The following is a 25,262-nucleotide window of genomic DNA, read 5'->3' as shown; positions in this document are numbered from 1 at the left end:
TCACTGGTCTTTCTCCGGGGTTTCCGACCCGAGCCTGCGCAACCAGCTCTCGTTCTGCCGGGAGAGCACTCGCTCGCACGCGACGACGAATTCTTGGTCGGTCAACGACTTCCGGTCGGCCACCAGTTCTTCGAGCAGGTCGGCCGTGGCGCGGTATTCCGCCACCAGGAACTCGTATTCGGCCTGGGCGGAATGGGCGGCGAGGGCGGCGGCCACGGTGGTGACCACGCCGATCCAGGCGGTCAGCGAGTCGACGTGGACCACACTCGCGAAGGCGAGCAAGGCCGTCGCCACGGCGCCGAGGGTTATCTCAAGGGCGCGATAGCCGCCCAGCGTCTTCACGTACTGGTCGGCTTTGCCGCGGAAGTACGAGATCTGTCCCTTGCCACCGGCGAGTCGCGAAAGGACATACGAATCGACACTGCCGACCTTGGGCAAGGGCTCCAGGGCCTTGACGACGGTCCCGTTCGTCAAGTGGTTGCCCGCCTTGTCGCACAAGGCGTTCGCGTCGTCGAGCAGCCGACGGCCGGCGGTCCCGTGGTAGGGCGCGACACCGGCGAGGTACAGGAAGACCTGGGCTTTGAGGCCTTCCGAGACCGACCGGGCGGTGGCCCAGTCACTCGGCGAGGTGGTGACCATCCGGCCGCGGGCGAAGGAGCCCGCCCCGACGGCCAGCGCGGCGAGCACCGCCAGCGTGGTGGCGGCCGGCCGCGAGACCGCCGAGAGCTGCGCCGCCGCGGTGCCCGCCACCGCCCCGACCAGCAGCGCGACGAGGACGGCCCGCCGGCTGCGTTCGACCTGGGCCTTCCCCTTGTCGGCGGTCAGGGACCAGAGTTTCTGCTTTTTCCAGACGATCCCCACGGGATCGAGCGGTGCGTTCACGTCCACAGGACCACCACGATCGTGCCCAATCCGATGAGCAGGCCCAGCGTGACGAGGACGATCGCCAGTACGAGCACCGACCACGTGATCTTGAGGATGGGGCCGATCCCGCTCAGGACGGCGTGAAGCCGCCCGATTCGCGTCGTCGGTGAAAGCTGTCGCGCGGTGCGGCGCTTGCTCACGGCCTTGTCGACGTAGATGGCCTGGTTGCCCTTGTCGAGCCACTCCGTCAGACCGCGCGCGATCTCGTCCTGGATCGCCTTGTCGTCGGCGGTCCCGACGAGCAGGTCCAAAATGGCCTGGAAGCAGAGGTCCTTTTCGGGCTGGGGCAGGTCACGGAGGATCTCGTCGAGACGGGGACCCTGCCATTTGTGCCAGATCCGCCATCGCTCGTCGACCGACAGCGAAACCCGGCCGTTGCCCGGGATCGCCGCGGCGAGCTCCTTCGCGTTCCGTGCGTTCATGATCCGATGCCACGTCGGATCGGGCGGTGGCGCGACGACGGGCGGTGGCGCCGATTCGGAGGCGGCCTCGTAGGTCGAAGACGAACCGGGCAGCCCCTGCCGAGGCCGGCTGAGAGGCTCGTGCAGCACCGTGGTGATGGCTACGGTGGGCCGCCGGCCGTATTCCACGGTGTCGTATTCCACAGTGTCGTGTTCCACGGTGACGGACTCCGGTTCGTCGATTTCCGGGACGGGTTGCTCGGCCGGGTCGGGCAGCGTGCCGTGGACACCGCCCCGGGCCTCGTCGTCTTCCGTGGGCGGCTCGGTGGGCGCCACGGTGGCCGCCGGTGCTTCCAGGGCCAGATTCAGCCTGCGCGAGGCGAACTGGGCGAACCGGTCGGAGAAATCCTCGGCGCGCCCGGTGTGCTTGCCGATCTCGTCGCACAACTCGACCCAGTCGCGCACTCTCCGATGCTGATCGGCGTTCCCGGAATGCCAGATCTCACGCAGGCTGCCGTACAGCCAGGCAGCGACCTGCTGGTGCACCGCGCCCGTCGGCAGCGCTTCGCCGAGGTCGGCGACGACGCGGTCGCCGGATCCGCTCGCCATCTTGTCCGGCAGCCGCCGCAGGAAGACGAACTGGAGCGACCGATGGGGGACGAAACCGTCCTCGAAACTGGAAAAGGTCCACGGCCGGGGCCGTCGTCCCACCGCCGTGGCGAGTTCCTTGACCGCCTGCAGCGCGGCGGGCACCAGTTCGGTGTCGATCCCCGCGACGTCGAGTGCTTGGCGCGGGTACCGGCAGACCAGCGCCAGCAGCCCGATCAGCTGCTCCCGTGGGATGTCCGCGGAGCGGCGGAGCAGCTTTATCCGGTTGCGCGTCGCCCATTCGGTGAAGGACGCGGGATCACTCGGCCGCAGGACGTCGTTGGAGTCCTCGGGCTGCAGCCAGCCGCGCCAGCAGGTGGCGGGGAGCGCGATCTCGTCCAGCGCGGAGACCGGGCCGACGACCGCGTGGCAGAAGTTCCGGCCGATCCCCGACCCACCGGCGAGGCGGCGGAGCACCGCCGCCTGCCCGTCCTCGAGATGGGTGTAGGTGAAGGCTTCTTCCGGCGGGGTTCCCGTACCGTCCTTCAGCCGGTAGTGCGGCGCGAGCTGGTCACCCCACCACGCCTTGAGCGGTCCGGCGTTGGAGCTGGCGTCCATCGAGCTGTTGACGATGCTCATGCCGACGGCGCGGTCCTCGCGCACCAGCACGTGGTGGACGACCTGGCCCGCCACGATTTCGCCGGTCATCGGCCGACCCGCTCGGCTTCGGCCCCGTCGAGCACGTCGGTCATCGCCAGCAAGGCCAGGATGGGCTGCAGCACGCGCATCGGCCGGACGCCGCGGGGGTACAGCTCCCGGCCGCTGTCCTCTTCCGTCGTCGCCGAACCTCCGGTCGCGGAGACGAAATGCAGGGTGCACCGCGAGAACCGTTCGGCCACTTCGAGCATGGGTTTCGCCTGATAGCGCTCCAGCACGGCGTAGACGTCCCGGCTCTCCGCCCGGAATTCCCCGGCCCGGAGCTCGCCCGACACGTCCTCACGCCGTAACCAGTGGTCGACCGGATAGTCGTACCGCAGTTCGTCGGCCTTGGTCAGCGCGATCGCCGCCGGCACCCGGCTGCCGTCCGCTTTCCCGTGCAGGCGGGCGATCGCGCCGGCGAACGCGCGGTTGTCCTGTTGGGAGGCCTTGAGGTCACGCGTGCTCTTCGCGTTCGGCCGCCACAGCGGCAATCCCCGCGCCGGGTCGTCGACGAACAGCAGCGCGTCCGCCCCCAGCACGAACTGCGCCCGCCGCTCGCTGGTCATCCCCCGTTCGACGAAATCCTCGCCCTGGACGTCGAAGAAGATCAGCGGCCGGGTGGGTTTGCCCGGACGGCGGACCAGCAGATAGCTGGTGAACGACCAGTGGTCGGCGTCGGTCGCGCCCAGCACGTCGCCCCGGCGGAGCCTTTCCATCTCCTGCGCCGACTTCTCGTGCTGGATCTTGTCGGCGACCTCGAAGGTCAGGTCGTGCTCGTGGAGGCCGCCCCGGAGCATTTCCGACAGCATCGTGATGAGCAGATGGGTCTTGCCCGACGTGCTCCGGCCGACGACCCCGATGACGATCGGCGCGCCGTAGTCGTCGTGCACGGCGGGCAGGTAGTGCGTCGGAGTGCCGTCCTGAGACGGATTCGGGCAGCGGACGTAGGCGCGTGTCCTCGCGTACTGGTACTTGTCCGGATTGGTCTGCCGGGACAGGTCGAGGGCTTCCCAGACGAGCTGCTGCTCCCGGACCGTCGGCCGGAAGAGCTGTTCCGGCCAGGGAATCCGGTCGACGCAGATCGGGCACAGCACGATCCGCCGGGCAACGGGCCTCGGTTCGGGGGGTTTCGGGGCGGAGGGTTTCGGGGCGGGAAGTTCCGGAAGGCGGAGGTGCGGGACAGGGGGTTGGGGTTCGGGGAGATCCGGTTCGGTCATGCGCTCATCACCAGCCAGATCGCGAGCCCGATGAGCATCGCCGCGCCGACCGCGACCGCGACGAAAGCGGGGATCCTCCGCTCGGGCGGGTCCGGTGGCGGCTCGGGCGGGACCGGCGGCGCGGTGATCACGGGGAATTCGTCGGTCGCGACGGGGTATCGCGTGTCGAAGGCGTGCCAGCCCCGGCGCAGCGCGTGGTCGACGTCGATGGGATCCGGCAGTTCGGCGTGGGCCCGCATGGCGCGGACGACCTGTTCGGCGGACGGGCGGCCCGCGGCCTCGATCGCGAAGGTGCCCCGCAGTTCGGTGTCCAGCCGCTTCTCCAGTTCGGTGGGGGCGGCCAGTTCCGCTTCCGTGGGCGGGCGGCCTTCGAGCCGTTCGAAGTAGGCGACCCCGGCGGCCCGGATGTCGTCGGCGGGATCGGCGGGACCGGCGGGCAGCGCCCGGTTCGCCAGCGTGATCGGACGGGACCGTGGCTGCTCACGCCGTCCGGCGGAGTGCTCGAAACCCAGCAGCTGGAAGCTGTCGGCACGCCAGCAGAGCGTGCCGAGCCGCACCGCGCCGTGGACCAGGTCCACCGCGTGCACCGCGGCCAGCGCGCGGAACAGCCCCTCCCGGAACTTCCGCCGTTCGCTGACCATCAGGATGCGGCGCTGCTCGCCGCCGTCGGTCTCCGCGGCCTGGATGCTCGCCATCAGCACGAAGGGCTCGACGGCGTCGAAGTTGTAGCCGACCAGATGCGGCAGTTCCGCGGGATAGTCGTGCGCGTACCGGGCCCACAGCCGCACGAGCGCCCGGATCTCGTTGTCCAGCTGGCGTTCGGCGATCACGAGGTCTTCCGCGCCCCGCATTTCGGCGGGCAGACGCTTGCGCAGCAGGCGATCCTCGCCGGTCGTCTCGACCACGTCGATCCGGAGCAGGGAGGTCGTGTTGGCCACGTCCGCCACCGGCCGCACGCGCCAGCTGCCCGGATCGCCCAGCGGGGTCATCCCGGTCAGTTCCCCGTACTCGTCGTCGTCCATGTTCATGTCTCCTCCGGCTGGATGTCTTCCGCCTGGCGGACGTACTTGGTGAAAAGCGGGACCAGCCGGAGCACGCCGACCGCGTTGCCGCCGGGGCGGAGCAGTTCGTAGTCCGGGTTGAGCTCCGGATCGGGCAGGTCGGGCGGGGCGAAGTGCACCATCGTCACGTTGTCGAACGACAGGAGCCGGAGGTCGCGGGACCGGCACAGCTGCGGGAGGGGGCTGCGTGGCCCGGCGAGCAGGATGCGCCTGCTCTTCGCCGATTCGTGCCAGAGCTGACCGGCCAGGGCCTGGCGGTGCTCGTCGTCGGTGCGGCCCGAAGGCGCCACGGTGATCCCGTGGTGGTCGACGTGGTGGTTGTAGCGCGCGAGATGGTCCCTGGCCTCGGCACGGCATCGCTGATCGTCGCCGGTCAGCGGCGCGTCGACGGCGACTTCCCCGAACACGGGCCGCAGCACGTCGGTGGCGATCCGCGCGAGATCCCGCCGGAGCACGAGCGTGAGGCTGCCGGAGCTGTCCGGGACCGATCCGGTCCCGGGGCCGAGCTGGTCGGCGGTCTCCGCGAACGCCTTCGCCACGCCGTCGAGCGCGGCGGCCACGGTGAACAGGGAGTCCGCCAGCCTGGTCAGGCCGGCGATCGGCAGCCAGCGCTCGGTGACCAGGCGGTCCATCGTCCCCGCCAGGTCCCGGTGTGCCGCGATCGCGGCACCCAGCGGCAGGCGCGCCGTCCACCGGGACACCGCGTCCCGCCAGGCCAGCATCGCGACGGCCGAGGCCACCGCGGCCAAGAGGAGACCGAGCACGAGGGCCACCGGGAACACGGTGACCTCGCGCGGGAGCAGGCCCCGCATCTTGTGCCCGGCCGCCGTGCCGACCGCGGCCACGGCGACCGCGGACAGCAACAGCCGGGTGGCGTCGGCCGCCCGTTCGGGACCGCCGTAGAGCATCCGGTGCAGCAGCCCGATCCAGAGCACCACCAGCGCCGGTCCGACGACGACGCCGGACGGCCCCAGCGCGGCCCCGGCGGTACACGTCAGCAGGACGGCGGCGAGCACCGCGACCATGGGATGGGGCCAGACCGTGAACCGCGGCACCCGCCGGACGCGGTCGGCGGCCCGGGCCGCCGACTCGAAGCCTCCGCGCAGGGCCGGATCGTCCGGGCGGATGAGCGCGTTGCCCTTCTGCTTCGCCTCGCCGGCGAGGCCGGGCAGCGGCCGCCCGCCGACGAGACCGGCTTCCACCGTCTCCTCCAGCACGGCGGCGAGATCCCGGCTCCGCGGCGCGACCGGGGCGGGGAGCCCGGCGTCCACGAGCTTCGCGGTCTGGGGCGGCCCGCCCGCCGCCATACCGGTGATCGCGCTCGCGATCTCCCCCGCGAGCCGCAGGTAGGCCGCGAGCGCGTCCCCCGCCTCGCGGAACACCGCCGCCGGATCCGGCCGCCGTCGCATCAGGGTCAGCGGGCGGGACAGCAGGTCGACGACGGCGCGCGCGGCCGCCAGCGCGGAGCCGGACGCCCCGCGGGCACGGTCGAGCGCCGACCCCGGCCGGATCAGCGCGGCGGGGTCGCCCTGGTGCCCTTCGAGGAATCTGTCGACGGCCGACTCGATCGAGCCCGCGGGGGCAGCGCCGGAGTCCCCTTCCGCCGTGGCGAGATGCCGCAGGGCGCGGATGCGCAGCAACCGCAGGGTGGAGTCCGGCACGGTCGCGTACTCGATGTCGAGCCCCGGGCTCACCGCCTGGTGCGGGATCTGGCTGACGGCCTTGTGCACGCGGGCGAAGATCAGCGGCTGGCGCAGGACGGTGACGAGATCGGCGAGCGTGACCTCCTCCGCCCGCTCGATACCCCGGTGCGAGGCGCCGTTCCACAGCACGCCGGATTCGTCGCCGACCCACAGCGTGACCCCGATGCTGCGCAGGGCGGCCGGGGTGCGCAGCATCGAGCCGCCGCCCTCGGCGTTCAGCGGACCGGTCGCGACGAGTACGACTCCTTCGAGCTGGGACAGGCCCGCGAGCTTCCGGAACGCGGCGTCGTGGGCGGGCAGGTCCTGGACGGACGCGACCACGACCACGTACCCGGGATACAGCTCGGCGACGTCTTCGTCGGCGGCGTCGAGCTGGGTTCGGTCATGGCCTGGCTCGCGCACGTCGAGCACGAGTACCGGGTCACGGGTCATCGGCCGTAGCCTCCGTGCAGTTCGTCGTGGACCCACCGGTGAAGATCCGCGAGGTTGTCCTGGATCGGGTTGTTGACACCGCGGAACGCCAGCGCGAGCGCCTTCGGGAAGGTGCCGGTCCAGAACTCCCGCAACGCGGTCAGCCGGGTGCGGCCACTGGCGCCCGCCCGGTCGGCGAGCGTGGCGTCGATCTCGGCGATCTGCGCGGCGGGCAGCTTCATCAGCCTCTCGAACAGGGCCGAAGGCAGCCGCGGGGTGCGGTCGACGCCTGTCGGCACGCAGGACGTCAGCTGGTCGCACAGATCGCGGCGGATCTGCTCGTCGTCGGCGAGCACCCATTCCTCGTAGGAGGTCAGCACGCTGGCCCAGCTGGACAACCGGCCGTAGGGCCGCAGTTCCAGCCGCATGCTCACCTCGGCGGAGCCGACGCCGACGGTGATCAGCCGCGGCGACTCCTCGTCCTCGTCCGGGCCGATGCGGACCTGGTCGTTCCAGATCGCGCACAACAGGTGGTGGAGGATCCGCTCGCGGTGCTCCGGGGTGGTCGCGAGGTGGCCGAAGTCGTATCCGAGGCGCTGCCGCCACTTCAGGAAGTCCTGGCGCTGCTCGTTGCGCAGCGCGTCCGACCAGTGCTTGAGCACCTCGCGGACTTCCGGCACCTCGGTGAGCCCCATCGAGGTCCGGAACAGCACCACGGCGATCGTCTCGGCCGCGATCGGCCGGAACTCCACGACCGTGTCGGCCGCCCGGGGCAGCGCCACCTCCTGCCGCAGGTACTTCTCCAGCTCGGCGTCCTTGGTCGCCGCGGGGTAGGAGAACAGGATGCGCAGGCGGCCGGTGCCGCCCGGGGCGAACCCGCCGGGCACGAGACCGGCGAGCTTCTCCCGGAACTGCAGGAGATCGTCCTCGGCGACCGACACCCCGGTCCGGCCCGCCGCCGCCGCGAGGAGGTCCTGCAGGGCGGGCAGGAGCGGGCGGTATTGGCCGTCCCGATGGTCGAAGAGCCGTTTGACGGCCTGCTTCGCGCGATCGCGGACGAAGGCGACGGCGGCCGCGGGATCCCGGTTCGCCACCATGATCTCCCAGGCCTGGCGCCAGCCCTGCTCGCCGAGGATCTCGTTCAGCAGATCACCAGGGGTCGCCGTGGGACGCAGGCGGCCGTGCGCCGTGTGGTACTCGACGAACCGGCGGAGAACGGCTTGGTAGAAGGAATCCAGCTCGCCGTGCCGGGGAAGCAGGTAGGTGACGCCGACGCGCTGCTGGTAAAGCTCCTTCGCCCGCACGTGGAAACGCCGGGAGTCGGCGTCGGCGTGCCCGCGGAACGCCGAGACCAGGGAGGTGACGTCCCGGACGAGACTCTGCACCTTGCCGTCCCACCGGCTCGACTGGTCGTTCCACGCCGCGTTCCACGCGCGTTTGGCCCGCCACGCGTACCACTCGTCCTGGCGGACGATCGAGGCGCGGACCGCGGGATCGGCCCATTTGAGCTGGCGCAACAACTTCTTCGTGATCCCCACCGGGGCCGGCGGGTTCAGCGTGATGCCCGCCGGGGCGGGCGGCTCGGCCCGGCGCAGGCCCACCAGCTTGCTGAACCCGACCGCGCCGAGGCCTTCACCGTGCCCGTCGCCGAACACGATCCGGCTCAGCCGGAACACGTCGGCCTCTTCCAGCAGCGCGCGGACCGCCCGGTGCGGGTCGAAGTTCTGCACCAGTTCGGGCACCTGACTGGTCAGCTGCTGCTCCAGGGTGCGCAGCGCGGACTCCATCGTCCTGGCCCGGGTCGCGAGCGCGTTCTGGATGTTCTCCGTACCGCTGGCCGCCGAAGGTTCCTTGATGGGCAACGGCGCCCGCAATCGGAGAGCGTCCAAATTGGCCTCCGTGAAGAACCGCTCGACCAGGCTCCCGTTGCTCTCCGCCTGCCCGGGTGGCGCGACGGCGAGCTCGCTGACCGCGGCGGCGACGAGCCGCGAGGCGACGATGTCGGCGATGTCGTCGGCGGGGATCGTCATCGACGCGACCGAACTCGTCGACACACCGCGGTTCCCGATGCCCGTGGACGCGGGGGTCTCCCGTTCGACCGCGCTGTTGATGAAGCTGTCCGCGAACGACATGTAGTCGCGCCTGTCGCCGTAGCGCAGCGGGTCGGTGTCGCCGCCGATGTCGGTACCCACCAGGGAAAGCACCAGGGAGACGATCGAGCGGTGCAGGTCGTCCCGCCGCACGCCGGCGCCCATGCTGAACAGGAACGCGGTCTGCACGGTGGCCGCGCGCAGCCGGATCTCCGACTGCCCCGGGTAGCGGACGGAGAGTGTCCCGCTCACCCCGGCGTGGTCCAGTTCGGTGCCGGCCTGCTGGGCGTTCTGGTCGTCGACCAAGCGGAACAGGTCGAGCAGCGCGCGTCCCGCGTTGAGCCGGGCGGCGCGGCCGCCGCCGAGCCCTTCTTCGAACGCCGACGGCATGAGCACCAGCGGATAGATCCGCGCCCGGTAGTCGTTGCGGCTGAACGCGTCGCCGATCAGATGCAGGTAGTCGTAGAACAGGCCGCTGCCGGTGCCGCCCGCGACCGAGAACGCCACGAACACGTCGCAGGACATCCCGCGATGCCCGCCGCCGAGGACGGACAACTCGCCGAGGGAGTTGTTGATGTTGCCGATCGCCCGGTTCAGCGGGGCCTGCGCCGGGGCCATGCCCGCCCGGAAGGTCTCGAACAGCGCCGCTCGCCCGATCGTCGGAAGCTGCCCCGCGCCGCGCGAAAGCGGCCCGATCCGCGGTTCCCCGGCGGGCTGGGGCAGCCACTTCGAGACATAGCTGTCGGCGGACAGGCGCAGGCTCCGCGCGACCTCGGGATAGGTGTCGTGCTCCGGGATCAGGTCACGGACCAGGTGCATGGTGCGTTCGGCGGCGGACAGGTGCTCGGGATCCGGCACCACACGCCGTTCCAGGCCACCGAACTCGTCCTCGCTCAGGTCCGCGTAGACGAACTGCAGACAGGACGGCAGCTGATACGGCAGGAAGTTCTTGCCCTGCATGACTTCCTGCAGCGCGGCACCGTCGGGGCCGCACAGTTCCTCGCGCAGCCGCCGCTCCAGTTCCGCGCCGACCCGGCACCCGGTCCCGCCGAGGCCGACGAACATCATCGGCTGGTAGATCTGCATCAGAGTGGTCCTTTCTCGGCGTTCTCAGAGCAGGTCCGGGTAGCGGGGCGCGGCGCCGAACTCGGACTCGCCCTGCCCGCCTTCGCGCTCGGTGGCGAGCACCGTCGCGCCTTCGTCACGGACCTCGAGTTCGAGCCCGTCGCCCGCTTCGCAGCGCTCGCCGTCGTGCAGGAGATACCGCTCGCCGAACGGGGTCAGCAGGGTGAACCGGCGGCCGTCGCGGACGAGCCGGTACACCTCCTCGTCGTCCGGGGCGGGCGGCGTGAGCTGGGGTGCGGCGCCGTTCGCGGAGCGCAGCACGAACGGGAACCGCGTCTCCCCGCCCGCCGGTGCCGCGATGTCGCTGATCTGGCGGCCGCGCTGGAACAGGAACACCGCGAGGCCGCTGACCCGGCGCCGCCGGTGCCGGGCACGCGCCCACGCCGCGAAGGCGACGAACACGAGCAGAGCGCCGGGCAGCCCGAGATACAGCCACCACGGCGTCGGCGGCGGCGGATAGCCGACCTGGATCGACAGGGGATAGTTCGCCAGCGTCTTCGCCGGGTTCGCGTCGTCGACCAGGGTGACGGTGAGGCCGTTGGTCCCGTTCGCGCTGTCCGCCGCGAACACGACGTCGAACGGGAAGTCCGCCCGGCCGGTGGCGGGCACCTCGAACACCGTCCGGTCGCCCGGGATGCTGGCTTTGGTGCCCGGCGCCGGATCGGTGATCTGCAGCCGGACCTTGGCGCGGACCCCCAGCAGGCTGTCGACGGTGACCGTGCCGGACACGGACCGGCCGGGCTCCACCCTGGTCGCCTGGCCGAAGGTGATCTGGGCCGCCAGACCGGGACGGCCGTCGGACAGCGTCGTGATCACGGTCCTCGTGTCGCCGCTGACGCCGATACCCTGCACGCTGCCGACGAACTTGGCCGTCTTGTCCGTGGTGTCCGGGACGACGACGGAGCCCGTGTAGACGCCGTCACCGGCGCGGTCGTCGCCGTTCTGACCGCTGTCGGACATCGGCACCTGCGACGTGGCCACCCCGTTCGTCATGCTCACGCTGAAGGTCAGGCCCGTCAGCTGCGCGGGATCACGGATCGGCCTGTTCCGGGTCTGCAGGGTCAGCAGGACCTTGGCGCGCTGACCTCGTTGCGGAGCAGGCGGGTCGACCGTGAGGGACGCCCGGACGGCGCCCTGCCAAAGCACGACCGCGCTCACTTCGATGTCGGGGAGCCCGGGCAGCGACGTCAGCTTGACGGTCCAGTTCCCGGGCTCCGGATCGGTGATGCGGAGCGACTCGACCGGCCCGTTCGCGCCGCTGTCCTGGAAAGATGAGGCCCCCAGCTGTCCCGATTTCGGGACTTCGCGGCCGTGCGGGTCGAGAAAACTCACCGAGACCCGGGCGTCCTGCTTGACCACGACGATCGAGCCGTCCGTGGCGATCTCGGGCACGGTCACGGTGACCGACTCCGCTTCGCCGGCCCCGAGCTTGCGACGCTGGATGTCTCCGCTGCCGGCGCAGCGAGCGGTGCCGAAAGCCTTGAGGAGGAACCCCGACACGGCGGCGGCGTCGGCGGCGACCGACGCGGCCGGGCGCGGGACCGCCGGACCGCAGGTGCCCTGGAAGCCCCCGGCGGCGAAACGGTCGAGCTGGGCGCGGTCGACCTTGCCGAAACCCAGCGGCCAGACCTGGACGCCCGCCTTGACCGCGGTGCGCAACGTGTCGTCGAGCCCCCGCGACGCCGCTTGATTCCGCTGGTCCCCCGCGTTGTCGGGGCCGTAGCGCGGACTGTCGGAAACATCGAGTTTGCCGTCCGTCAGCAGGAAGATCATCTTCGGTTTCGTCGCCGAACCGGGCGGGCCGTCGTCGAGGTAGTCCATGGCCTGTTGCATGGCCGCGTAATGATCGGTGCCGTCGCCCTCGGCCTTGCCCCGTTTGCGGAGCTTGGTGAGACAGTCGGCGAGACTTTGCTGGTCCTGCGCGGTCTTCACGGTGACCGGCGGGCAGACGACATCCACTGGGGACTGACTGCCGTTGTCGCTGGCGAAGCCGACGACAGCGACAGAGGAACCGGGGGCGAATTCGCCGAGCGCGATCGTCGCGGCGGCTTCTCGTTCACGCTCCAGATCGCCGGGACTGATACTGCCCGATTCGTCGACGAGAATCACCAGCTGCGCGGGCTGGACCTGCGGCGGTTCCTGCTGGAACCGGCCCGTCGCCGCCGGGAGTCGCGCCTCGGCGGGAGTGCCCGCGACGAAGGCCGCGAATATCGCCCACAGCGCGAGTACCCGCGCCGAACGGGAAACGCTTTGCCCGTGCGCCCTCGTCCGGACGCGGTGGATGATGAACACGAAAGCACCCCGCGCGATCGATGTAAGTGTGAAGTGTCCTTGTCGGACACACGCAACTGTCGGCGACAGGACGACGTTCGTTACGCCTTACGGCCTACGGGACTTTTGTCGACAGAAACCGCGTAACGGGCGTGTTCTTGTCCAACTTCGTGACCGGGTATCGCGGTGCGATTTCGCCATGGGGAACGCGAGACGTGGTGATCTTTTGTCCAAGATGGACTGTGACACCACGATTTATCCTCGACCGGAATGTGTCGATTCTTCGAGATGGTTCAAAGTTTGTCACTGATGTTGCGGAATCGACTTTCGCTACGGCCGAATGGGTTGGGGGTGTCGCGAAAGCCACTTTCGCGACGTGTTCATTTGGTCGCCGAGTCCGTGAAGGGCCCCTTGCCTACCTTGAGAGTAGGGAAGGAGGCCTTCACGGACTCGTGATCGCCACGTTCGTCCCAGGCGCACCAGCAGTCACGAAGGCTGCGCGTGAAGGCCCCCTTCCCGCGGCTCAGCCGAGGAAACTCGACCTTCACACCCTCCCCAAGTACATGAAGGACCCCAAGCAGCGGGGCGCGACCAACCACCGCGACCGGACAGCTCACCAAAGCCCCGGAAACGAAAAGAGCGGCGCCCGAAGGCGCCGCTCAACCCGAAAAACGACCGCTCAGAACCCGAACAGCGACTGTGGCACCTCGTGCTCGTCCGGCCAGGTCAGCCACGCGACATCGGTCGGGCCGATGGCGTAGCGCGCCAGGCGCCAGGACCGCGGGTCGTCGTCGACGCTCGTTTCGCTGGTCTTCTTGAGCAGGGCGACGTAGACGTCGGACATGACGCCGTCGGCTCGCTTGTTCTCGTAGATGGTGCCGGCGTAGTACGGGCGACCGGCTTGGGTGGCACGCATCGTCCCCTGCAGGAACACCCAGGGGCCGATCCGGTCGAGCTGTTCCACGGCCACCTGGACCTGATCGCCGAACTCCTCGTCGAGCCGGGCGGTGGCGGCCTGGAGCACCGCTTCCCGGACCGGGTCGCCCGGGTTCAGCGACACCGGGAACGATCGGGTGTACATCAAGCTACCTCCCACTGGCGGGACAGCGACACGGCCGCGTCAGCTTGCCCGGTGATGCTACGGCGGTCTGTCGGATCAGGTCGGCGGGGTGAGGATCTTCACGAGGCCGCCACCGCCGCCCATGCTGATCTTCTGCGAACCGTCCGGGTTGACGTTGTTCGAGCCGATGAACTGACCGTCGCCCGCGTAGAGCACGACGTGCCCGCCGTTGTTCGAGATCACCACGTCGCCGGGTTTCGCCTCGGAGAGCGGCACCGACCGCCAGCCGTCCGCTTCGAGGTTGGCTGTCAGGCCCGCGACAGAGGCACTGGCCTGGCCCTTGTCGATCAGGCCGGACGCCTCCAGGCAGCCGGAGACGAAGTTCGCGCAGTTGACGTTGTTGGGCACCCACGACTGCATGGCGGGGAGTTCACCGCTGCGCTTGAGGTCGCCGGCGTTGCGGCCGAGGAACTGTTCGGCGATCTTGGCCGGGTTGTCGCCCTGGGCGTCGATGGGCTTGGCGGGCCGTCCGTCGCCCTGGACCCCGGCGACACCGCCGCCACCACCGCCTCCGTCGCCGCCTCCACCGCCACCACCGCCGCCGCCGTGGCTGGGCACGTGGTTGACCGGGGTGGCGTGGACGCTCGACGCGGTGGTCTGGCCGTCGTCGGCGGGCACGAGCTCCAGGAAACCGCCCTCGATTTCCAGGCCGAGCGGTTTGAGGAGATCGTCGATCTGCTTCTCGGCGTCGTCGAGCGCCTTCTCGATCTCGTCCTTCTTGCCGTTCGAATCCTTCTCGTTGAGCTTGCGGAGCCGCTCGATGTCCGACGCGGCGGTCGCGATCTCGTTCTCGTCTTCGGAAGTGTTCTTGCGTCGCCGGGCCGAGTCGATCAAAGCGCGGTTGTCCGCGTCCTTGTCGTTGGCTTCCTGGGCGAGTTGCGCGACCTTCTTCTTGACGTCGTCCAGGATCTCGGACACCCGCTGAAGGATGTTCTTGGCGGCCTCGGCCTTGTCGCTGACCTTGTAGCTGGCCTTGCCGAGCTTTTCGAGATGGTCGGCGACGGCGTCGGCGTCCTTGCCTTCCCATTCGCGCAGCACGTCGTCGCGGAAGAGTTTGAGATCGTCCCCGAGATCGTTGGCCTTGGTGGCGGCTCCGCCGACCTTCGCGGCCTGGTCGTTGACCGCGCTCGAGTTGAGCTTCTGCGCCTGCTGGGCGTGTTTGTCGATGGCGTCCAGCGACTTCGGACGGTCGTGCAGCGGGTCGTCGAGCGTGCTCGGATTCCGCTCCGCGGTGGTCATCGGTAAATCCCCCTGAGTCCCGTCTTCAGTCCGGTCAATCCCGCTCGCGGTCGCCGCGGAGGGTGTGCACACCCGCGGCTTCGTCGTTCCGCATTCGCTCGGCGGCGTTGGCCAGCGCGTGGGACGCGGCGTCGACGAGCTTCGTGGCGGCCGTCAGATGGGCGTTCACACCTTGGTGGAACCCCTTCATCGTCTTGCCCGTGCTGGCCGCGTTGCTCAGGTCGCCGAACGCGCCGCCGGGGTCGCCGTCACCCAGGTCCTTGCCCGTCGTGGCGAAACCTTCCTTGAGCCCGCCGACCTTTTTGGCCAACGCCGCGATCTGCTCTGGATCGAATCGGCGAGTCATGGATGATCCCTCCAGTCCCGGCGCCCGCGCCTGTGGTCGTCCGCCCCGCATTGCCGTACCCGCGCACCTTATGAGCTCACGCCCACCCGTGCGCGCCGTTTCCCGAAACGCGATGACGCCGTTCGTGTACATCGACGCGCCCGGCCGCGTGTCGGTTCCCCGACATCGGCCGGAAGATCTTACCTCTTCGACACCGGCTACTTTCGGTAACCGGCGCCGCGCGTGTGGAAGACTCGCGCCCATGTCTTCCCCGCCCGTTCCGTATTTCTCGCAATGGGAATCCCCCGAACTCGTCACGGCGATCGTCACCGGCGCGATGTCCGCGGCCGACGATCCGCGCTGGGCGGAATCCGGCGCCGATTCCGCGCGGGAGTACGAGTTCTGGTCGTGGCGGGTCTGCGGGATGGCGTGCCTGCGCATGCTGCTGGCTCAACGCGGGCAAGAGGTTCCGCCGAGTGTCGAGCTGGCCAAGGAATGCGAGCGGTTCGGCGGTTACGTGCGGCATGAGCACGGCGTGCGCGGCCTGATCTACGCGCCTTTCCTGAGCTGGGTCGCGGACCGGTTCGGGCTCGACGGCGACGTGCGGGTCGATCTCGGCGTGCCCGAGCTGCGGGACCTCGTCGCGCAGGGGCACCCGGTGGTCGCGTCGGTGCATCAGGCGATCAGGGAGCCGAAGAGCGTTTCGCCCGGTCAAGGCGGACATCTGGTCCTGGTCACCGCGGTGACCGAAACGGGGCTGGTCATCAACAACCCGTCGGGCCTGAGCTCGTACAGCCAGGAAGGCGCCCAGGTGGACGACGAGGACTTCGCGCGGTTCTACGCCCTTCGCGGCATGGTCTTCGGCGCGAATACTGCCTAGACCAAGCCGAGCTCGCGCGCCCGGACGCCCGCCTGGAAACGGGACTCGGCGCCGAGCGCGGACATCAGCTCGGCGACCCGGCGCCGGTAGGTCCGCACGCCGAGGCCGAGGGTCCGGGCGGCGGCTTCGTCCTTGACCCCGCTGCCGAGCAGGTCCAGCACCGCGGGCGCGAGGCGGCGGATCTCGGCGACCTGCGCGTCGTAGACGGCGAGGTCGGTCGCCGCCCGCCAGGCCGTCTCGAACAGCGACAGCACGCCCTGCACGGTTTCGGGCTGGGTGATGACGCTGTAGCCGCGTTGTCCCGCGGTGAGGTCGCCGGCCAGGATCACGAGCCTGCCGTCCATGATGATCGTTTCGTTGACGTCCTCCGCGCAGATGCGGATCCGGGCGCCGAACCGCTCGCCGATCCTCGCCAGTTCCCGCGCGGACCCCGGGTCGAGCAGCAGACCGGCCCGGTAGATCTTGCGGATCCGGACCTCGCCCGAGCGGCGCGCGGCGGCCGCGTCGAGTTCGTCCGACCGGCGGTCGGCCACCCAGGTCGCGAGGTCGTTGGCGGCGCACGCCAGGTCGGTCACGGTCGAGAACAGGTGCCCGACCCGCTGGTACAGCTCCTCTTCGCCGTGCACGACGGTGACCGAATCGCCCGCCCTGGTGAGGCCGTCACTCGTCCGCATGACCTCGATACTGCCTGAACGTCACCGCCCGCGACCACGTGGCAGGTTGTTGCCATTTCCTGACTTCGGGCAGGCCCGTCACGACGCTGGTGGCCATGACGAACCTTCACGACCACGCCCCCACCGCGGGCGCCTGGCGGCTCGGCGACCGCACCGTCAACCGCGTCGGCCTCGGCGCGATGCGGCTGACCGGGATGCCGTGGGACGAGAAACCCCGGAGCCGCGAGGACGCGATCACCGTCCTGCGCCGCGCGATCGAACTCGGCGTCAACCACATCGACACCGCTTCGTTCTACTTCACCCCCTGGCGCTCGGCGAACGAGTTGATCAGCACCGCGCTCCAGCCCTACCCCGAAGACCTCGTGCTCACCACGAAGGTCGGCGCGGGCCGGTCCCGCGACGGCGAGTTCTCCTTCGCGCGCCCCGACCAGCTCCGCGGCCAGGTCGAGGAGAACATCCGGCAGCTGGGCCTCGACCACCTCGACGTGGTCAACCTGCGCTGGGGCGCCGGGATGGGCAAGGAACCCGGCTCGGTGGCCGAGCATTTCGGCGCGCTCGCGGACCTGCGCGAGGCGGGCCTGATCCGCCATCTCGGCATCTCCAACATCGCGGCGGACCAGCTGCTCGAAGCGAGGGCGATCGCGCCGGTGGTCTGCGTGCAGAACCGCTACGGCCTGACCGACCGGCAGGACGACGCCCTGGTCGACCTGTGCGCCGAGTACGGCATCGCGTTCGTGCCCTTCTTCGCGGTCACGACCTCGGTCCCCGGCCTCCAGCCGGACGACGGCGCCGTTCCGGGCCTGGCCGAGGTCGCGAAGGTCGCCGCGGCGCACGCCGCGACCCCTGCCCAGATCCGGCTCGCCTGGACGCTGCACCGTGGCGAGCACGTCCTCGCCATCCCCGGGACCGGCAGCCCCGCGCACCTGGAGGAGAACGTCGCGGCGGGCGGTCTCCGGCTGAGCGAAGACGAGCTGGCCCTGCTCGACACCGTCGCGCGCGGATAGCGGGCTTTCAGCCCCCGTCCACTTCGGACAGCTTGTCCAACCGCGCGAGCACCAGCTCGTGCCATTTCAGCTCCGCTTCGATCCGCAGCCGCGCGTGCTCCACCACGAGATCGTCGGCGACGGACTGGTCGGGCCACCGCCGTTCGCCCAGGTGACCGAACTGGGTCGCCTGGGCGGTCAACGCGGCGAGCCGGTCTTCGAGATAGCCCCGCAGCATCTCGCGATCGAGATCCCCGCTGACGACCAGCGCGAGGTCGACCGGATCGGGTTTGAGGACCACTTCGGCGAAGGCTTCGTCCCGCAGAGCGCGAAGTTCGCGGTGCCCCTCGGCCGTGATCGAGTAGACGGTTCGCGCCGGGAGCGCGCCGAGCTGCTCGGTCCGCACCGGCTCGATCAGCTTCTCGCCTTCGAGCCGGTGCAGCGCCCCGTAGAGCGAACCCGGTTTGACCTGCGACCACAGATCGGTGCGGTCCATCCGCGCCTCGCGACGGAGCTGATGGCCGTGCATGGGGCCGCGTTTGGCGAGCGCGCCGAGGATGAACAGTCGGGTCGGGTTCACCTCACCAGTACAACACGAGTACTCGCTTTTGAGTACTCTTCTTCGCATGACCATCCGACCCATCCTCATCCGCGGGGAGCCCGCGCTGGCCACGGCGGCGGTCCCCGTGACCGAGTTCGACGACGACCTCGCCCGGCTGATCGAGGATCTGTACGAGACCAACACCGCGGCCAACGGGGCGGGCCTGGCGGCGAACCAGATCGGGGATCCCCGGAGCGTCTTCATCTACGACTGCCCGGACGACACCGGGACCCGGCACCGGGGACACATCGTCAATCCGGTCTTGCGGACCTCCGAGATCCCCGAGACCATGCCGCATCCGGACGACGACCTCGAAGGGTGCCTTTCCGTGCCCGGCGAGCTCTTCCCGACCGGCCGCGCGCGCTGGGCCGCCGTCGACGGCGTCGACGAACACGGCGAACCGAGCACGGTCGAGGGAACCGGGTACTTCGCGCGCTGTCTCCAGCACGAAACCGATCACCTGGCCGGGAAGCTCTACCTCGACCGCCTGGTCGGCAGGCACGCGCGCGGCGCCAAGCGGATGCTCAGACGGAACGGCTGGACCGGGCCGGGACACACCTGGCTGCCCGGCGAGGTCCCGGACCCGTTCGGCCACTGATCAGGTCACCGGCGGATCCGGCGGTCCACGGCGATCCAGTTCGTCTCCCAGGTCGTCCCGCCGTCGGCCGAGAACGCCTGCTCGAACCTCGCTTCGTCCGGACCGGGCCGGAAGATCAGGAACCGCACCTTGATCGGCCGGTCGCCGAGCCTGTCGTCGCCCCGGAACTCGCCGACGCCGTCGCGGAACCCGCCGTACACCGCCGGGGTGAGCAGGCCGTCGCGGATGTTGACGAAGGTCAGGCTCCACCGCCCCGCCTGCGGCTCGTACAGCCGCAGGTTGAGCGCTTCGATCCGCCCGCTCGGCCCCGAGACCTCGAACTCGAGGGCGTTCGCCCGCCGGTCCATGAGCGGGCGCACGGTGCTGGTGCCCGCGAACTGGAGCCACTGGTCCGCGGACTCCGAGAGCGGCTCGGCGAGGACCCGCACCGTGGAGCGCCACGTGCCGATCTCCCACTCGAAGGCTCGCGCGCCGTCGGTGTCCGCGGGCGCGGGCGAGGCGTCGCCCGACGCCGCCGTCACGATCAGCATGAGGGCCGCGAGGCCCATGGTCAGGATTCGTCTGTATGGCACGGTCATGGTCCGACTATCGGAGCGGAGAACGGCCATGGACAAGAAGGCACCTGTGGGTAACCTTTCGCGCCCCAACCCGCTGCCCGGCTGCCCGATGGCCGCGGCGTTCGCCGCGATCGGCGGGAAATGGAAACTGACCCTGCTGTACTGGCTGGCCCACGGCGAGTCCCATTTCGCCGGCCTTCGCCGCCGGGGCGCGCCGATCACCCCCAAGGTGCTGGCCGAGCAGCTGCGCGAACTCGAGGCCGACGGACTCGTCGAACGCGTGGTGACCGGGCCGGTCCCGGCGCGCGTCATCTACCGGCTCACCCCTTACGGGACCACGGTTCTGCCGGTGGTCGAAGGAGTCCGGGTCTGGGGTGAGGAGCATCTTCGGCGCACCCTCGGCGAGGCCGCGCCGAATCCGGCGATGGGCTGCGCCGACGCGATCGGCTAGTCATTTGCCGCCGGCTCGGCGGGCGGCGGTCGCCGTGGCGAGCGCTTGGAGGACTTCGTTGGTGGCGGCGATGTCGATGCAGGCGTCCGTGATGGACTGACCGTAGGTGAGCGGCCTGTCCGGGTGGAGGTCCTGGCGGCCCGCGTGGAGATTGGATTCGAGCATCACGCCGACGATGCCGCGCTGGCCGTTCTTGATCTGCCCGGCGATCTGGTCGGCGACGACGGCCTGCCGGAGATGGTCCTTGCGGCTGTTGTCGTGACTCGCGTCGATCACGACCCGGCGGGGCAGGCCGGCGTTCTGCAGGGTGGTGAGCGCCGCGCGGACGGACGCGGGGTCGTGGTTCGGCGCGGAGTTGCCGCCGCGCAGGACGAGGTGGCAGTCGGGATTGCCGACGGTGTGCAGGATCGCGGGCAGGCCGCTGGGGTCGACGCCGGGGACGACGTGCCGGGCCTCGGCGGCGCGGATCGCGTCGACCGCGACGGTGACGTCACCGTCGCGGCGGTTCTTGAAGCCGACGGGCATGGACAGGCCGCTGGCCAGCATGCGGTGGTTCTGGCTTTCCACGGTGCGGGCGCCGATCGCGCCCCAGGAAACGGTGTCGGCGAGGTACGCCGGGATGGTGGTGTCCAGCCATTCGCACGCGGCGGGCAGGCCGCCTTCGGCGAGTTCGAGAAGAAGGTCGCGGGCGATGCGCAGGCCGCGGTTGACGTCGCCGGTGCCGTCGAGGTGCGGGTCGTTGATGAGCCCTTTCCAGCCGCCGACGGTGCGGGGCTTTTCGAAGTACACCCGCATGACGATCAGGAGGTCGTTGACGAACCGGCCGGCGAGTGAGGCGAGGCGGTCGGCGTATTCGAGGGCCGCGGCGGGATCGTGGATGGAACAGGGCCCGGCGATCACGAGCAGCCTGTCGTCCGTGCCGTCGAGAACGCGGAGGACGGATTCCCGCCCCTGCCGCACCGTGTCCGCCGCGGTGGCGCTGAGCGGCAGTTCGTGGTGCAGCAGGGCGGGGGTGACCAGCGGGACCATCCGGTCGATGCGCTGGTTGTCGAGATCGACCGCGGCGATGGTTGTCATCACAGATATCCAGGGTTTCTGCCGGCACCGGGTGCGGGGAAAGCCGGGATTTCCCGGCCCGGCCGGCGGTCTCGGATGAACGAAGGAACAAAGCCCGGCATTACTCGTTGCGAGGAGAATTCCGGTGATTTCTCTTACTCCGGAATCTCCCACCATCCTTCACGCAAGACAATGGAAAAGCCCTGTCCAACTCCGCTGCCGCTCGCCGTGCGAAATTCTATCGCCCGGTCCAGATCGGCTCCCTTTTCTCCGCGAAGGCGCGGGCGCCCTCGCTCGCGTCCGCGCTCCGCCGGCGGCGTTCTTCCCACGGATACGAAGCCGTGAACGCCTCTTCGAGCGGGAGATCGAGTGACCGCAGCGCCGCTTCCTTGATCGCGCGGACCGAAAGCGGTGCGGCGCGCACGAGGCTGTCCGTCCATTCGGCGACACACTGATCCAGCCCGTCCCGCGGGACGACCTCGTTCACCAGCCCGTGGCGCAGCGCCGTCGCCGCGTCCATTCTGCGTCCGGTCAGCAGATAGCCCATCGCCACCTTCTGCGGAAGCTGCCGCGGCAGCCGGAAAACGCCGCCCGCACCGGCGATCAGGCCGAGCCGGACCTCCGGCAAAGCGAACACAGCTTCCTCGGAGGCGATGACGAGGTCGCAGGCGAGTACCAGTTCGAAACCGCCGCCGAGCGCGTAACCGTGCACCCTGGCGACCACCGGTTTCGACAGCGTGAACCGGTCGGTCAGCCGGGGATGGCCGGGCTGACCGCCGCTGCCGAACGTCGAGGCTTCCACGCCGGAGTCGGTCAGCCGCGCGCGTTCCTTGAGGTCCTGCCCGACGGAGAACGCGCGCTCCCCCGCGCCGGTCAGGACCACCGCCCGGACGTCGTCGTCGGCTTCGACGTCGTCCCAGATCCCGGCTAGTTCCGTGTGCATCCGCCGGTCCATCGCGTTCAGCACGTCGGGCCGGTCCATCGTCACGTAGGCGACGTGGTCCTTCTTCTCGTACCGCACCCGGGTTTCGCTCATCGCGCTCCCACCGCGAAGCCGCCGACCTTGTCGATCACGTCCGCGCCGTAGATGCGCAACGCCTGCTGCAGCGCGAATTCGGCCATGTAGCGGCGGAACTCCCCCGGCGGTTCCTCGGCCAGGTTCAGCATGCGCCGGTTGGCCACCACGGCTTCCCCGTCGAGACGGGCCAGCGCGCCGTCGATCGCCGCGTCCATCTCCTCCGGCGCGACGACCTCGTCGACGAGCGACCGGGCGTCCGGTTCGTCGGCCTGGAGTCGGCGGCCGCCGAGGATCACCTGCCGGGCCACTCGCGGCCCGGCGATCCGCGAAAGCCGGAAATTGGCCGCGCCGGGGATGATCCCCTCCTTCGCCGCGGGCAGGCTGAGGTACGCGTCGGACGCCGCCAGCACGTGGTCGAAGATCAGGAGGAGCTGAGTCCCGCCTCCGATGGCGAAGGAGTCGACGGCCGCCATCCACGGCTTTTCGCTCGATCGCGAATGCCACGAACCGTCCGTGAGCAAGCCGCGGAAGATCTTCTGGAGGTAGCCGAGTTCCCGCCGCAGCAGGAAGTCGACGAGCGGGATGTCACCCGAGCTGAGCTTCTTGAGGTTGATCCCCGCGCAGAACACCCGGCGCCCCCGGTAGCGGGGATGGCTCATCACCCCGCCCCGCACCAGTCCCGTTCGGACGGACGGGTCCAGCAGCGCCAGATCGACCGCGGTCTCCATGTCGTCGACCTGCTGGGCGTCCTCGGCGTTCAGGCAGTCGTCGCGGCACAGCGTCAGGTGCGCGACGCCGTCACGGCGTTCCAGCCGGACGGCTTCCATCTGCACGACGCCGGTCTCGACGAAGCCGGGAAGCAACTTCAGCGCCCTGGGAGTGGGCTGGAGCATGGCGTCGAGCAGATGTGGACCGGCTTGCGGGGAACGCAGGATCCCGCGCAGGAAGATGCCCTGGTCGATCTCGCGCCCTTCCTTCTCCGCCTGCGGCCGCGAACGCTCGGCCGCCATTTGCTCTTCCGAAGGCACGAGACCGGGGTAGGCGAGGGCGGCGGCCCGGACGAGTTCGTCGATGCGCAGGTACCGCGTCCGGCCGCCGGTGAGTTCGTCGTAGATCTCTTCCGCGTGTGCCTCGACGAAGTCCTTGCGCAGCGCGCGGATGTCGTCGTCGACCCGGTGCGCCTCCCCCGCCAGGGCCCGGAGGTCGAGCCCTGGCGAGAGAACCGGGTGATCCGTTGTCACGACTTGGCTTCCCGCCGCAGCGCGCGGTCCGCCGCGGCCAGGTGGGAACCGAGTGCCTCCTCGAAGGTGGTCGATCCCGCTTCGAAGATCAGCTGCCGCCGGATCGCCGTCTCGGCTCCGTCCGTGACCTCGGCCAGCTCGGCCAGCGTCTTCGCCGGGTCGGCGGACACCTCGTCGATCAGGTCGAGCGCGAGCGCGCGATCGGTCTCGATCGGGGTCCCGAGCAGTACGGCCCGCCGGATGCCCGCCGCGCCCGCCTGCTGGGTGAGCCGGTAGACGGTCATCCCCGGCCAGGCGCCGCCGCCGGCCCAGGCGAGCCGCAGCCGGGTCCCCGGCTCGGCGATCCGGATGTCGGCGGCGAGGAGGAGATCCAAGGCCGTCCCGGCGCATTCACCCGACGCCACCGCGACCGTGAGCCTGCCGAGCCGCTCGAACCGGCGCACGGCACGTTCCCATTTGGAGACCAGGCCGACAGCCAGCCCCTTCGCCCAGTCGGCGGGCGGGGCGCCCGTGACGTGGATGACGACCGGCCCCGAGTCCCGCCGGTCCTCGGCGCGATCGCAGAGGGCGTCGATCTCCTCGACGGCCGCGGCGGAAAGCGGCCGGGCTCCCTCGAAACGCAGCACCGGTTCGCCGTTGATCTCATTACGCGTCACCATTGGATAAGCGCCATTTCGATAGTGGAGCCAGGCCCCATGGTCATGAGCACGCCGTAGTCCCCCGGCCGGGCGGCGTCTTCGTCGGCGAGCCGCTCGTAGGAGAAGAGGAAGGAGCCGCTGGAAAGGTTCCCGTAGTCGCGGAGCACACCGGTGGTGTGGCGGACGTCGTACCGGCTCAGGCCGAGGTTGACGACGACGGCGTCGACCACCTTCTTCCCACCGGAATGCACCAGCCAATGCCCGATGTCGCTGCGGCGCAGCCCCGTGCCGGACAGCAGCCTGTCGAGCACGATCTCGGCGTGGGCGCCGACCACGTAAGGGATCTGCGGGTCGAGGAAGAAACTGAACCGGTCCTGGTCACGGTCCCAGTCGTAGCGCATCGCGTCGACCGCGTCGGTGATGATGTAGCTCGCGAACTTCAGGACCCGGGGGCCGGGCACGCGCCCGTCGCCGGAGATGACGGCCAGCGCGGCCGATCCGTCGCCGAAAAGACTGTTGACCACCGCGGTCCGCATCGTGCCGTCCAGCGCGTAAGCGGCGGAACAGGCCTCGCTGCAGAGGACGACGCCGAGCTCGCCCGGATGCGCCGCGGACCAGCCCGAGACCACGTTGAGCGCGTTCAGGCCGGCGTTGCACCCCATGCCGACGATGTCCGAACGGCCGCAATGCGGGTCGATACCCAGTTCGCGGATGATCAAGGCACTCAGACCCGGGGTCAGGAACCCGGTCGAGGTGACACAGCACAGGTGACGCAGATCCGAAAGCGTCGCTCCCGCCGACTTCAGGCACGCTTCGAGCGCGCGGCAGCCCATGTCGACGGCGATCTTCTTGTGCTTGTCGAGGAGATCACCCTGCGGTTCCGCCGCGCGGGTGCCGCCGGGACCCTCCGGCGGCAGGGTGAGGAAACGCCGGTCGATCGCGCTGTTCAGGAAGATCGAGCGGATCTTCGGATCCTCGATGTCGAGGATTTCGAGAAGTTCGGTTTGCGAGTAGGACGACGCGGAAACCGCTGTCCCCACACCGGCGAACCTGGTGATCTCGGTGAGTCCGGAAAAGACGGAAAGATCCTGGGCTGATTCGGCGAGGGCAGTCATCGATACATCCATCCCCATGTTCTCAACTTGCTTCGGAGTAGCTGCTTGAACCGCGCAGCGGACATCGATCGCACCTTTCTCTGAGTCGGGTGGACAGTGAGGAAATTAAGCTCGGCGGATCACGGCGGTCAACGTCGTCCAACGTCGGCGGGCCGGGGTGGAGGGCGGTCCGTGAAGGCCTCCTTCCCTACTCTCAGGGTAGGGAAGGAGGCCTTCACGGACCTCCGCGCACGCGTGGCGCCATTCCCTTACTTATCCGAGGGAGGGCGAACCCTA

22 protein-coding genes are annotated in these 25,262 nt (G+C 69.9%); 4 read left to right on the top strand and 18 right to left on the bottom strand.

The window, feature by feature from the left end; translation table 11 throughout:
• From ACFOSH_RS28180 to ACFOSH_RS28135, 10 genes are all read right to left on the bottom strand, one after another.
• Nucleotides 1-888, bottom strand: coding sequence for a DUF4231 domain-containing protein (locus ACFOSH_RS28180; RefSeq protein WP_378242087.1), 888 nt, complete (start codon nt 886-888; stop codon nt 1-3).
• Nucleotides 879-2,621: a hypothetical protein gene (locus tag ACFOSH_RS28175; protein ID WP_378242086.1), complete on the bottom strand. Its 1,743-nt coding sequence runs from the start codon at nt 2,619-2,621 to the stop codon at nt 879-881. The genes ACFOSH_RS28180 and ACFOSH_RS28175 overlap by 10 nt, the downstream gene beginning before the upstream one ends.
• Nucleotides 2,618-3,829, bottom strand: a complete 1,212-nt coding sequence (locus tag ACFOSH_RS28170) for a TRAFAC clade GTPase domain-containing protein (RefSeq protein WP_378242085.1) — start codon at nt 3,827-3,829, stop codon at nt 2,618-2,620. Before ACFOSH_RS28170 ends, ACFOSH_RS28175 begins: the two co-directional genes overlap by 4 nt.
• The gene (locus ACFOSH_RS28165) at nt 3,826-4,851 is read right to left on the bottom strand and encodes a hypothetical protein (RefSeq protein WP_378242084.1); all 1,026 of its coding nucleotides are present in this window, start codon (nt 4,849-4,851) and stop codon (nt 3,826-3,828) included. The genes ACFOSH_RS28170 and ACFOSH_RS28165 overlap by 4 nt, the downstream gene beginning before the upstream one ends.
• Nucleotides 4,852-4,853: 2 nt before the next feature.
• The gene (locus ACFOSH_RS28160) at nt 4,854-7,025 is read right to left on the bottom strand and encodes a hypothetical protein (protein ID WP_378242083.1); all 2,172 of its coding nucleotides are present in this window, start codon (nt 7,023-7,025) and stop codon (nt 4,854-4,856) included.
• Nucleotides 7,022-10,180 (bottom strand): tubulin-like doman-containing protein, encoded by a 3,159-nt coding sequence (locus ACFOSH_RS28155; RefSeq protein ID WP_378242082.1) that lies wholly within the window; start codon nt 10,178-10,180, stop codon nt 7,022-7,024. The genes ACFOSH_RS28160 and ACFOSH_RS28155 overlap by 4 nt, the downstream gene beginning before the upstream one ends.
• A 24-nt stretch (nt 10,181-10,204) precedes the next feature.
• Nucleotides 10,205-12,511 carry a vWA domain-containing protein gene (locus tag ACFOSH_RS28150; RefSeq protein ID WP_378242081.1) on the bottom strand — a complete coding sequence of 769 codons (2,307 nt, stop codon included), beginning with the start codon at nt 12,509-12,511 and terminating at the stop codon, nt 10,205-10,207.
• Between the two features lie 658 nt (nt 12,512-13,169).
• Nucleotides 13,170-13,571, bottom strand: coding sequence for a hypothetical protein (locus ACFOSH_RS28145; RefSeq protein WP_378242080.1), 402 nt, complete (start codon nt 13,569-13,571; stop codon nt 13,170-13,172).
• A gap of 75 nt (nt 13,572-13,646) precedes the next feature.
• Nucleotides 13,647-14,849 carry a peptidoglycan-binding protein gene (locus tag ACFOSH_RS28140; protein WP_378242079.1) on the bottom strand — a complete coding sequence of 401 codons (1,203 nt, stop codon included), beginning with the start codon at nt 14,847-14,849 and terminating at the stop codon, nt 13,647-13,649.
• A 34-nt stretch (nt 14,850-14,883) separates the two neighbouring features.
• The gene (locus ACFOSH_RS28135; RefSeq protein WP_378242078.1) at nt 14,884-15,195 is read right to left on the bottom strand and encodes a hypothetical protein; all 312 of its coding nucleotides are present in this window, start codon (nt 15,193-15,195) and stop codon (nt 14,884-14,886) included.
• Between the two features lie 241 nt (nt 15,196-15,436).
• Between ACFOSH_RS28135 and ACFOSH_RS28130 the strand changes: the two genes are divergently transcribed.
• Nucleotides 15,437-16,054 (top strand): C39 family peptidase, encoded by a 618-nt coding sequence (locus ACFOSH_RS28130; RefSeq protein WP_378242077.1) that lies wholly within the window; start codon nt 15,437-15,439, stop codon nt 16,052-16,054.
• Here ACFOSH_RS28130 and ACFOSH_RS28125 read toward each other — a convergent pair.
• Entirely contained in the window at nt 16,051-16,728 is a 678-nt protein-coding gene (locus ACFOSH_RS28125) for a DNA-binding response regulator (protein ID WP_378242076.1), read from the bottom strand. The genes ACFOSH_RS28130 and ACFOSH_RS28125 overlap by 4 nt on opposite strands.
• Nucleotides 16,729-16,823: 95 nt before the next feature.
• On the opposite strand from ACFOSH_RS28125, the gene ACFOSH_RS28120 reads away from it, so the two are divergent.
• Nucleotides 16,824-17,732 (top strand): oxidoreductase, encoded by a 909-nt coding sequence (locus ACFOSH_RS28120; RefSeq protein ID WP_378242075.1) that lies wholly within the window; start codon nt 16,824-16,826, stop codon nt 17,730-17,732.
• Between the two features lie 7 nt (nt 17,733-17,739).
• Here ACFOSH_RS28120 and ACFOSH_RS28115 read toward each other — a convergent pair whose 3' ends face one another.
• The gene (locus ACFOSH_RS28115; RefSeq protein WP_378242074.1) at nt 17,740-18,291 is read right to left on the bottom strand and encodes a PadR family transcriptional regulator; all 552 of its coding nucleotides are present in this window, start codon (nt 18,289-18,291) and stop codon (nt 17,740-17,742) included.
• A gap of 46 nt (nt 18,292-18,337) precedes the next feature.
• Here ACFOSH_RS28115 and ACFOSH_RS28110 point away from each other — a divergent pair, with 46 nt between their 5' ends.
• Nucleotides 18,338-18,910, top strand: a complete 573-nt coding sequence (locus tag ACFOSH_RS28110) for a peptide deformylase (protein WP_378242073.1) — start codon at nt 18,338-18,340, stop codon at nt 18,908-18,910.
• A 5-nt stretch (nt 18,911-18,915) separates the two neighbouring features.
• Here ACFOSH_RS28110 and ACFOSH_RS28105 read toward each other — a convergent pair whose 3' ends face one another.
• A complete protein-coding gene (locus tag ACFOSH_RS28105) occupies nt 18,916-19,488 on the bottom strand; it encodes a hypothetical protein (RefSeq protein WP_378242072.1) in 573 nt (190 codons plus the stop codon).
• Between the two features lie 46 nt (nt 19,489-19,534).
• Here ACFOSH_RS28105 and ACFOSH_RS28100 point away from each other — a divergent pair, with 46 nt between their 5' ends.
• Nucleotides 19,535-19,918, top strand: coding sequence for a winged helix-turn-helix transcriptional regulator (locus ACFOSH_RS28100; protein WP_378242071.1), 384 nt, complete (start codon nt 19,535-19,537; stop codon nt 19,916-19,918).
• On the opposite strand, the gene ACFOSH_RS28095 is transcribed toward ACFOSH_RS28100, so the two are convergent.
• From ACFOSH_RS28095 to dpgA, 5 genes are all read right to left on the bottom strand, one after another.
• Complete coding sequence (locus tag ACFOSH_RS28095; protein WP_378242070.1) at nt 19,919-20,995, bottom strand: 3-deoxy-7-phosphoheptulonate synthase; 1,077 nt, start codon at nt 20,993-20,995, stop codon at nt 19,919-19,921.
• A 217-nt stretch (nt 20,996-21,212) separates the two neighbouring features.
• On the bottom strand, nt 21,213-22,010 hold the full coding sequence (dpgD, locus tag ACFOSH_RS28090) for an enoyl-CoA-hydratase DpgD (RefSeq protein ID WP_378242069.1): 798 nt from the start codon (nt 22,008-22,010) through the stop codon (nt 21,213-21,215).
• Entirely contained in the window at nt 22,007-23,233 is a 1,227-nt protein-coding gene (gene dpgC, locus ACFOSH_RS28085) for a (3,5-dihydroxyphenyl)acetyl-CoA 1,2-dioxygenase DpgC (protein ID WP_378242068.1), read from the bottom strand. The genes dpgD and dpgC overlap by 4 nt, the downstream gene beginning before the upstream one ends.
• Nucleotides 23,230-23,892, bottom strand: coding sequence for an enoyl-CoA-hydratase DpgB (gene dpgB, locus ACFOSH_RS28080; protein WP_378242067.1), 663 nt, complete (start codon nt 23,890-23,892; stop codon nt 23,230-23,232). The genes dpgC and dpgB overlap by 4 nt, the downstream gene beginning before the upstream one ends.
• Nucleotides 23,886-24,986, bottom strand: coding sequence for a 3,5-dihydroxyphenylacetyl-CoA synthase DpgA (dpgA, locus tag ACFOSH_RS28075; protein ID WP_378242066.1), 1,101 nt, complete (start codon nt 24,984-24,986; stop codon nt 23,886-23,888). Before dpgA ends, dpgB begins: the two co-directional genes overlap by 7 nt.
• Nucleotides 24,987-25,262 lie beyond the last annotated feature (276 nt).

It is taken from the genome of Amycolatopsis speibonae (genome assembly GCF_042647925.1).
In the GTDB taxonomy this organism is placed as follows: Bacteria; Actinomycetota; Actinomycetes; order Mycobacteriales; family Pseudonocardiaceae; genus Amycolatopsis; species Amycolatopsis speibonae.
The sequence above is the reverse complement of the archived record's forward strand: the minus strand, read 5'-3'. Positions and strand labels throughout refer to the sequence as shown.

Bases quoted from the DNA above. Each gene is read 5' to 3' on its own strand.
- ACFOSH_RS28175 (WP_378242086.1), bottom strand. From the start codon at position 2,621: ATGACCGGCGAAATCGTGGCGGGCCAGGTCGTCCACCACGTGCTGGTG.
- ACFOSH_RS28170 (WP_378242085.1), bottom strand. From the start codon at position 3,829: ATGACCGAACCGGATCTCCCCGAACCCCAACCCCCTGTCCCGCACCTC.
- ACFOSH_RS28165 (WP_378242084.1), bottom strand. From the start codon at position 4,851: ATGGACGACGACGAGTACGGGGAACTGACCGGGATGACCCCGCTGGGC.
- ACFOSH_RS28160 (WP_378242083.1), bottom strand. From the start codon at position 7,025: ATGACCCGTGACCCGGTACTCGTGCTCGACGTGCGCGAGCCAGGCCAT.
- ACFOSH_RS28155 (WP_378242082.1), bottom strand. From the start codon at position 10,180: ATGCAGATCTACCAGCCGATGATGTTCGTCGGCCTCGGCGGGACCGGG.
- ACFOSH_RS28145 (WP_378242080.1), bottom strand. From the start codon at position 13,571: ATGTACACCCGATCGTTCCCGGTGTCGCTGAACCCGGGCGACCCGGTC.
- ACFOSH_RS28140 (WP_378242079.1), bottom strand. From the start codon at position 14,849: ATGACCACCGCGGAGCGGAATCCGAGCACGCTCGACGACCCGCTGCAC.
- ACFOSH_RS28135 (WP_378242078.1), bottom strand. From the start codon at position 15,195: ATGACTCGCCGATTCGATCCAGAGCAGATCGCGGCGTTGGCCAAAAAG.
- ACFOSH_RS28130 (WP_378242077.1), top strand. From the start codon at position 15,437: ATGTCTTCCCCGCCCGTTCCGTATTTCTCGCAATGGGAATCCCCCGAA.
- ACFOSH_RS28125 (WP_378242076.1), bottom strand. From the start codon at position 16,728: ATGCGGACGAGTGACGGCCTCACCAGGGCGGGCGATTCGGTCACCGTC.
- ACFOSH_RS28120 (WP_378242075.1), top strand. From the start codon at position 16,824: ATGACGAACCTTCACGACCACGCCCCCACCGCGGGCGCCTGGCGGCTC.
- ACFOSH_RS28110 (WP_378242073.1), top strand. From the start codon at position 18,338: ATGACCATCCGACCCATCCTCATCCGCGGGGAGCCCGCGCTGGCCACG.
- ACFOSH_RS28105 (WP_378242072.1), bottom strand. From the start codon at position 19,488: ATGACCGTGCCATACAGACGAATCCTGACCATGGGCCTCGCGGCCCTC.
- ACFOSH_RS28095 (WP_378242070.1), bottom strand. From the start codon at position 20,995: ATGACAACCATCGCCGCGGTCGATCTCGACAACCAGCGCATCGACCGG.
- dpgD (WP_378242069.1), bottom strand. From the start codon at position 22,010: ATGAGCGAAACCCGGGTGCGGTACGAGAAGAAGGACCACGTCGCCTAC.
- dpgB (WP_378242067.1), bottom strand. From the start codon at position 23,892: ATGGTGACGCGTAATGAGATCAACGGCGAACCGGTGCTGCGTTTCGAG.
- dpgA (WP_378242066.1), bottom strand. From the start codon at position 24,986: ATGACTGCCCTCGCCGAATCAGCCCAGGATCTTTCCGTCTTTTCCGGA.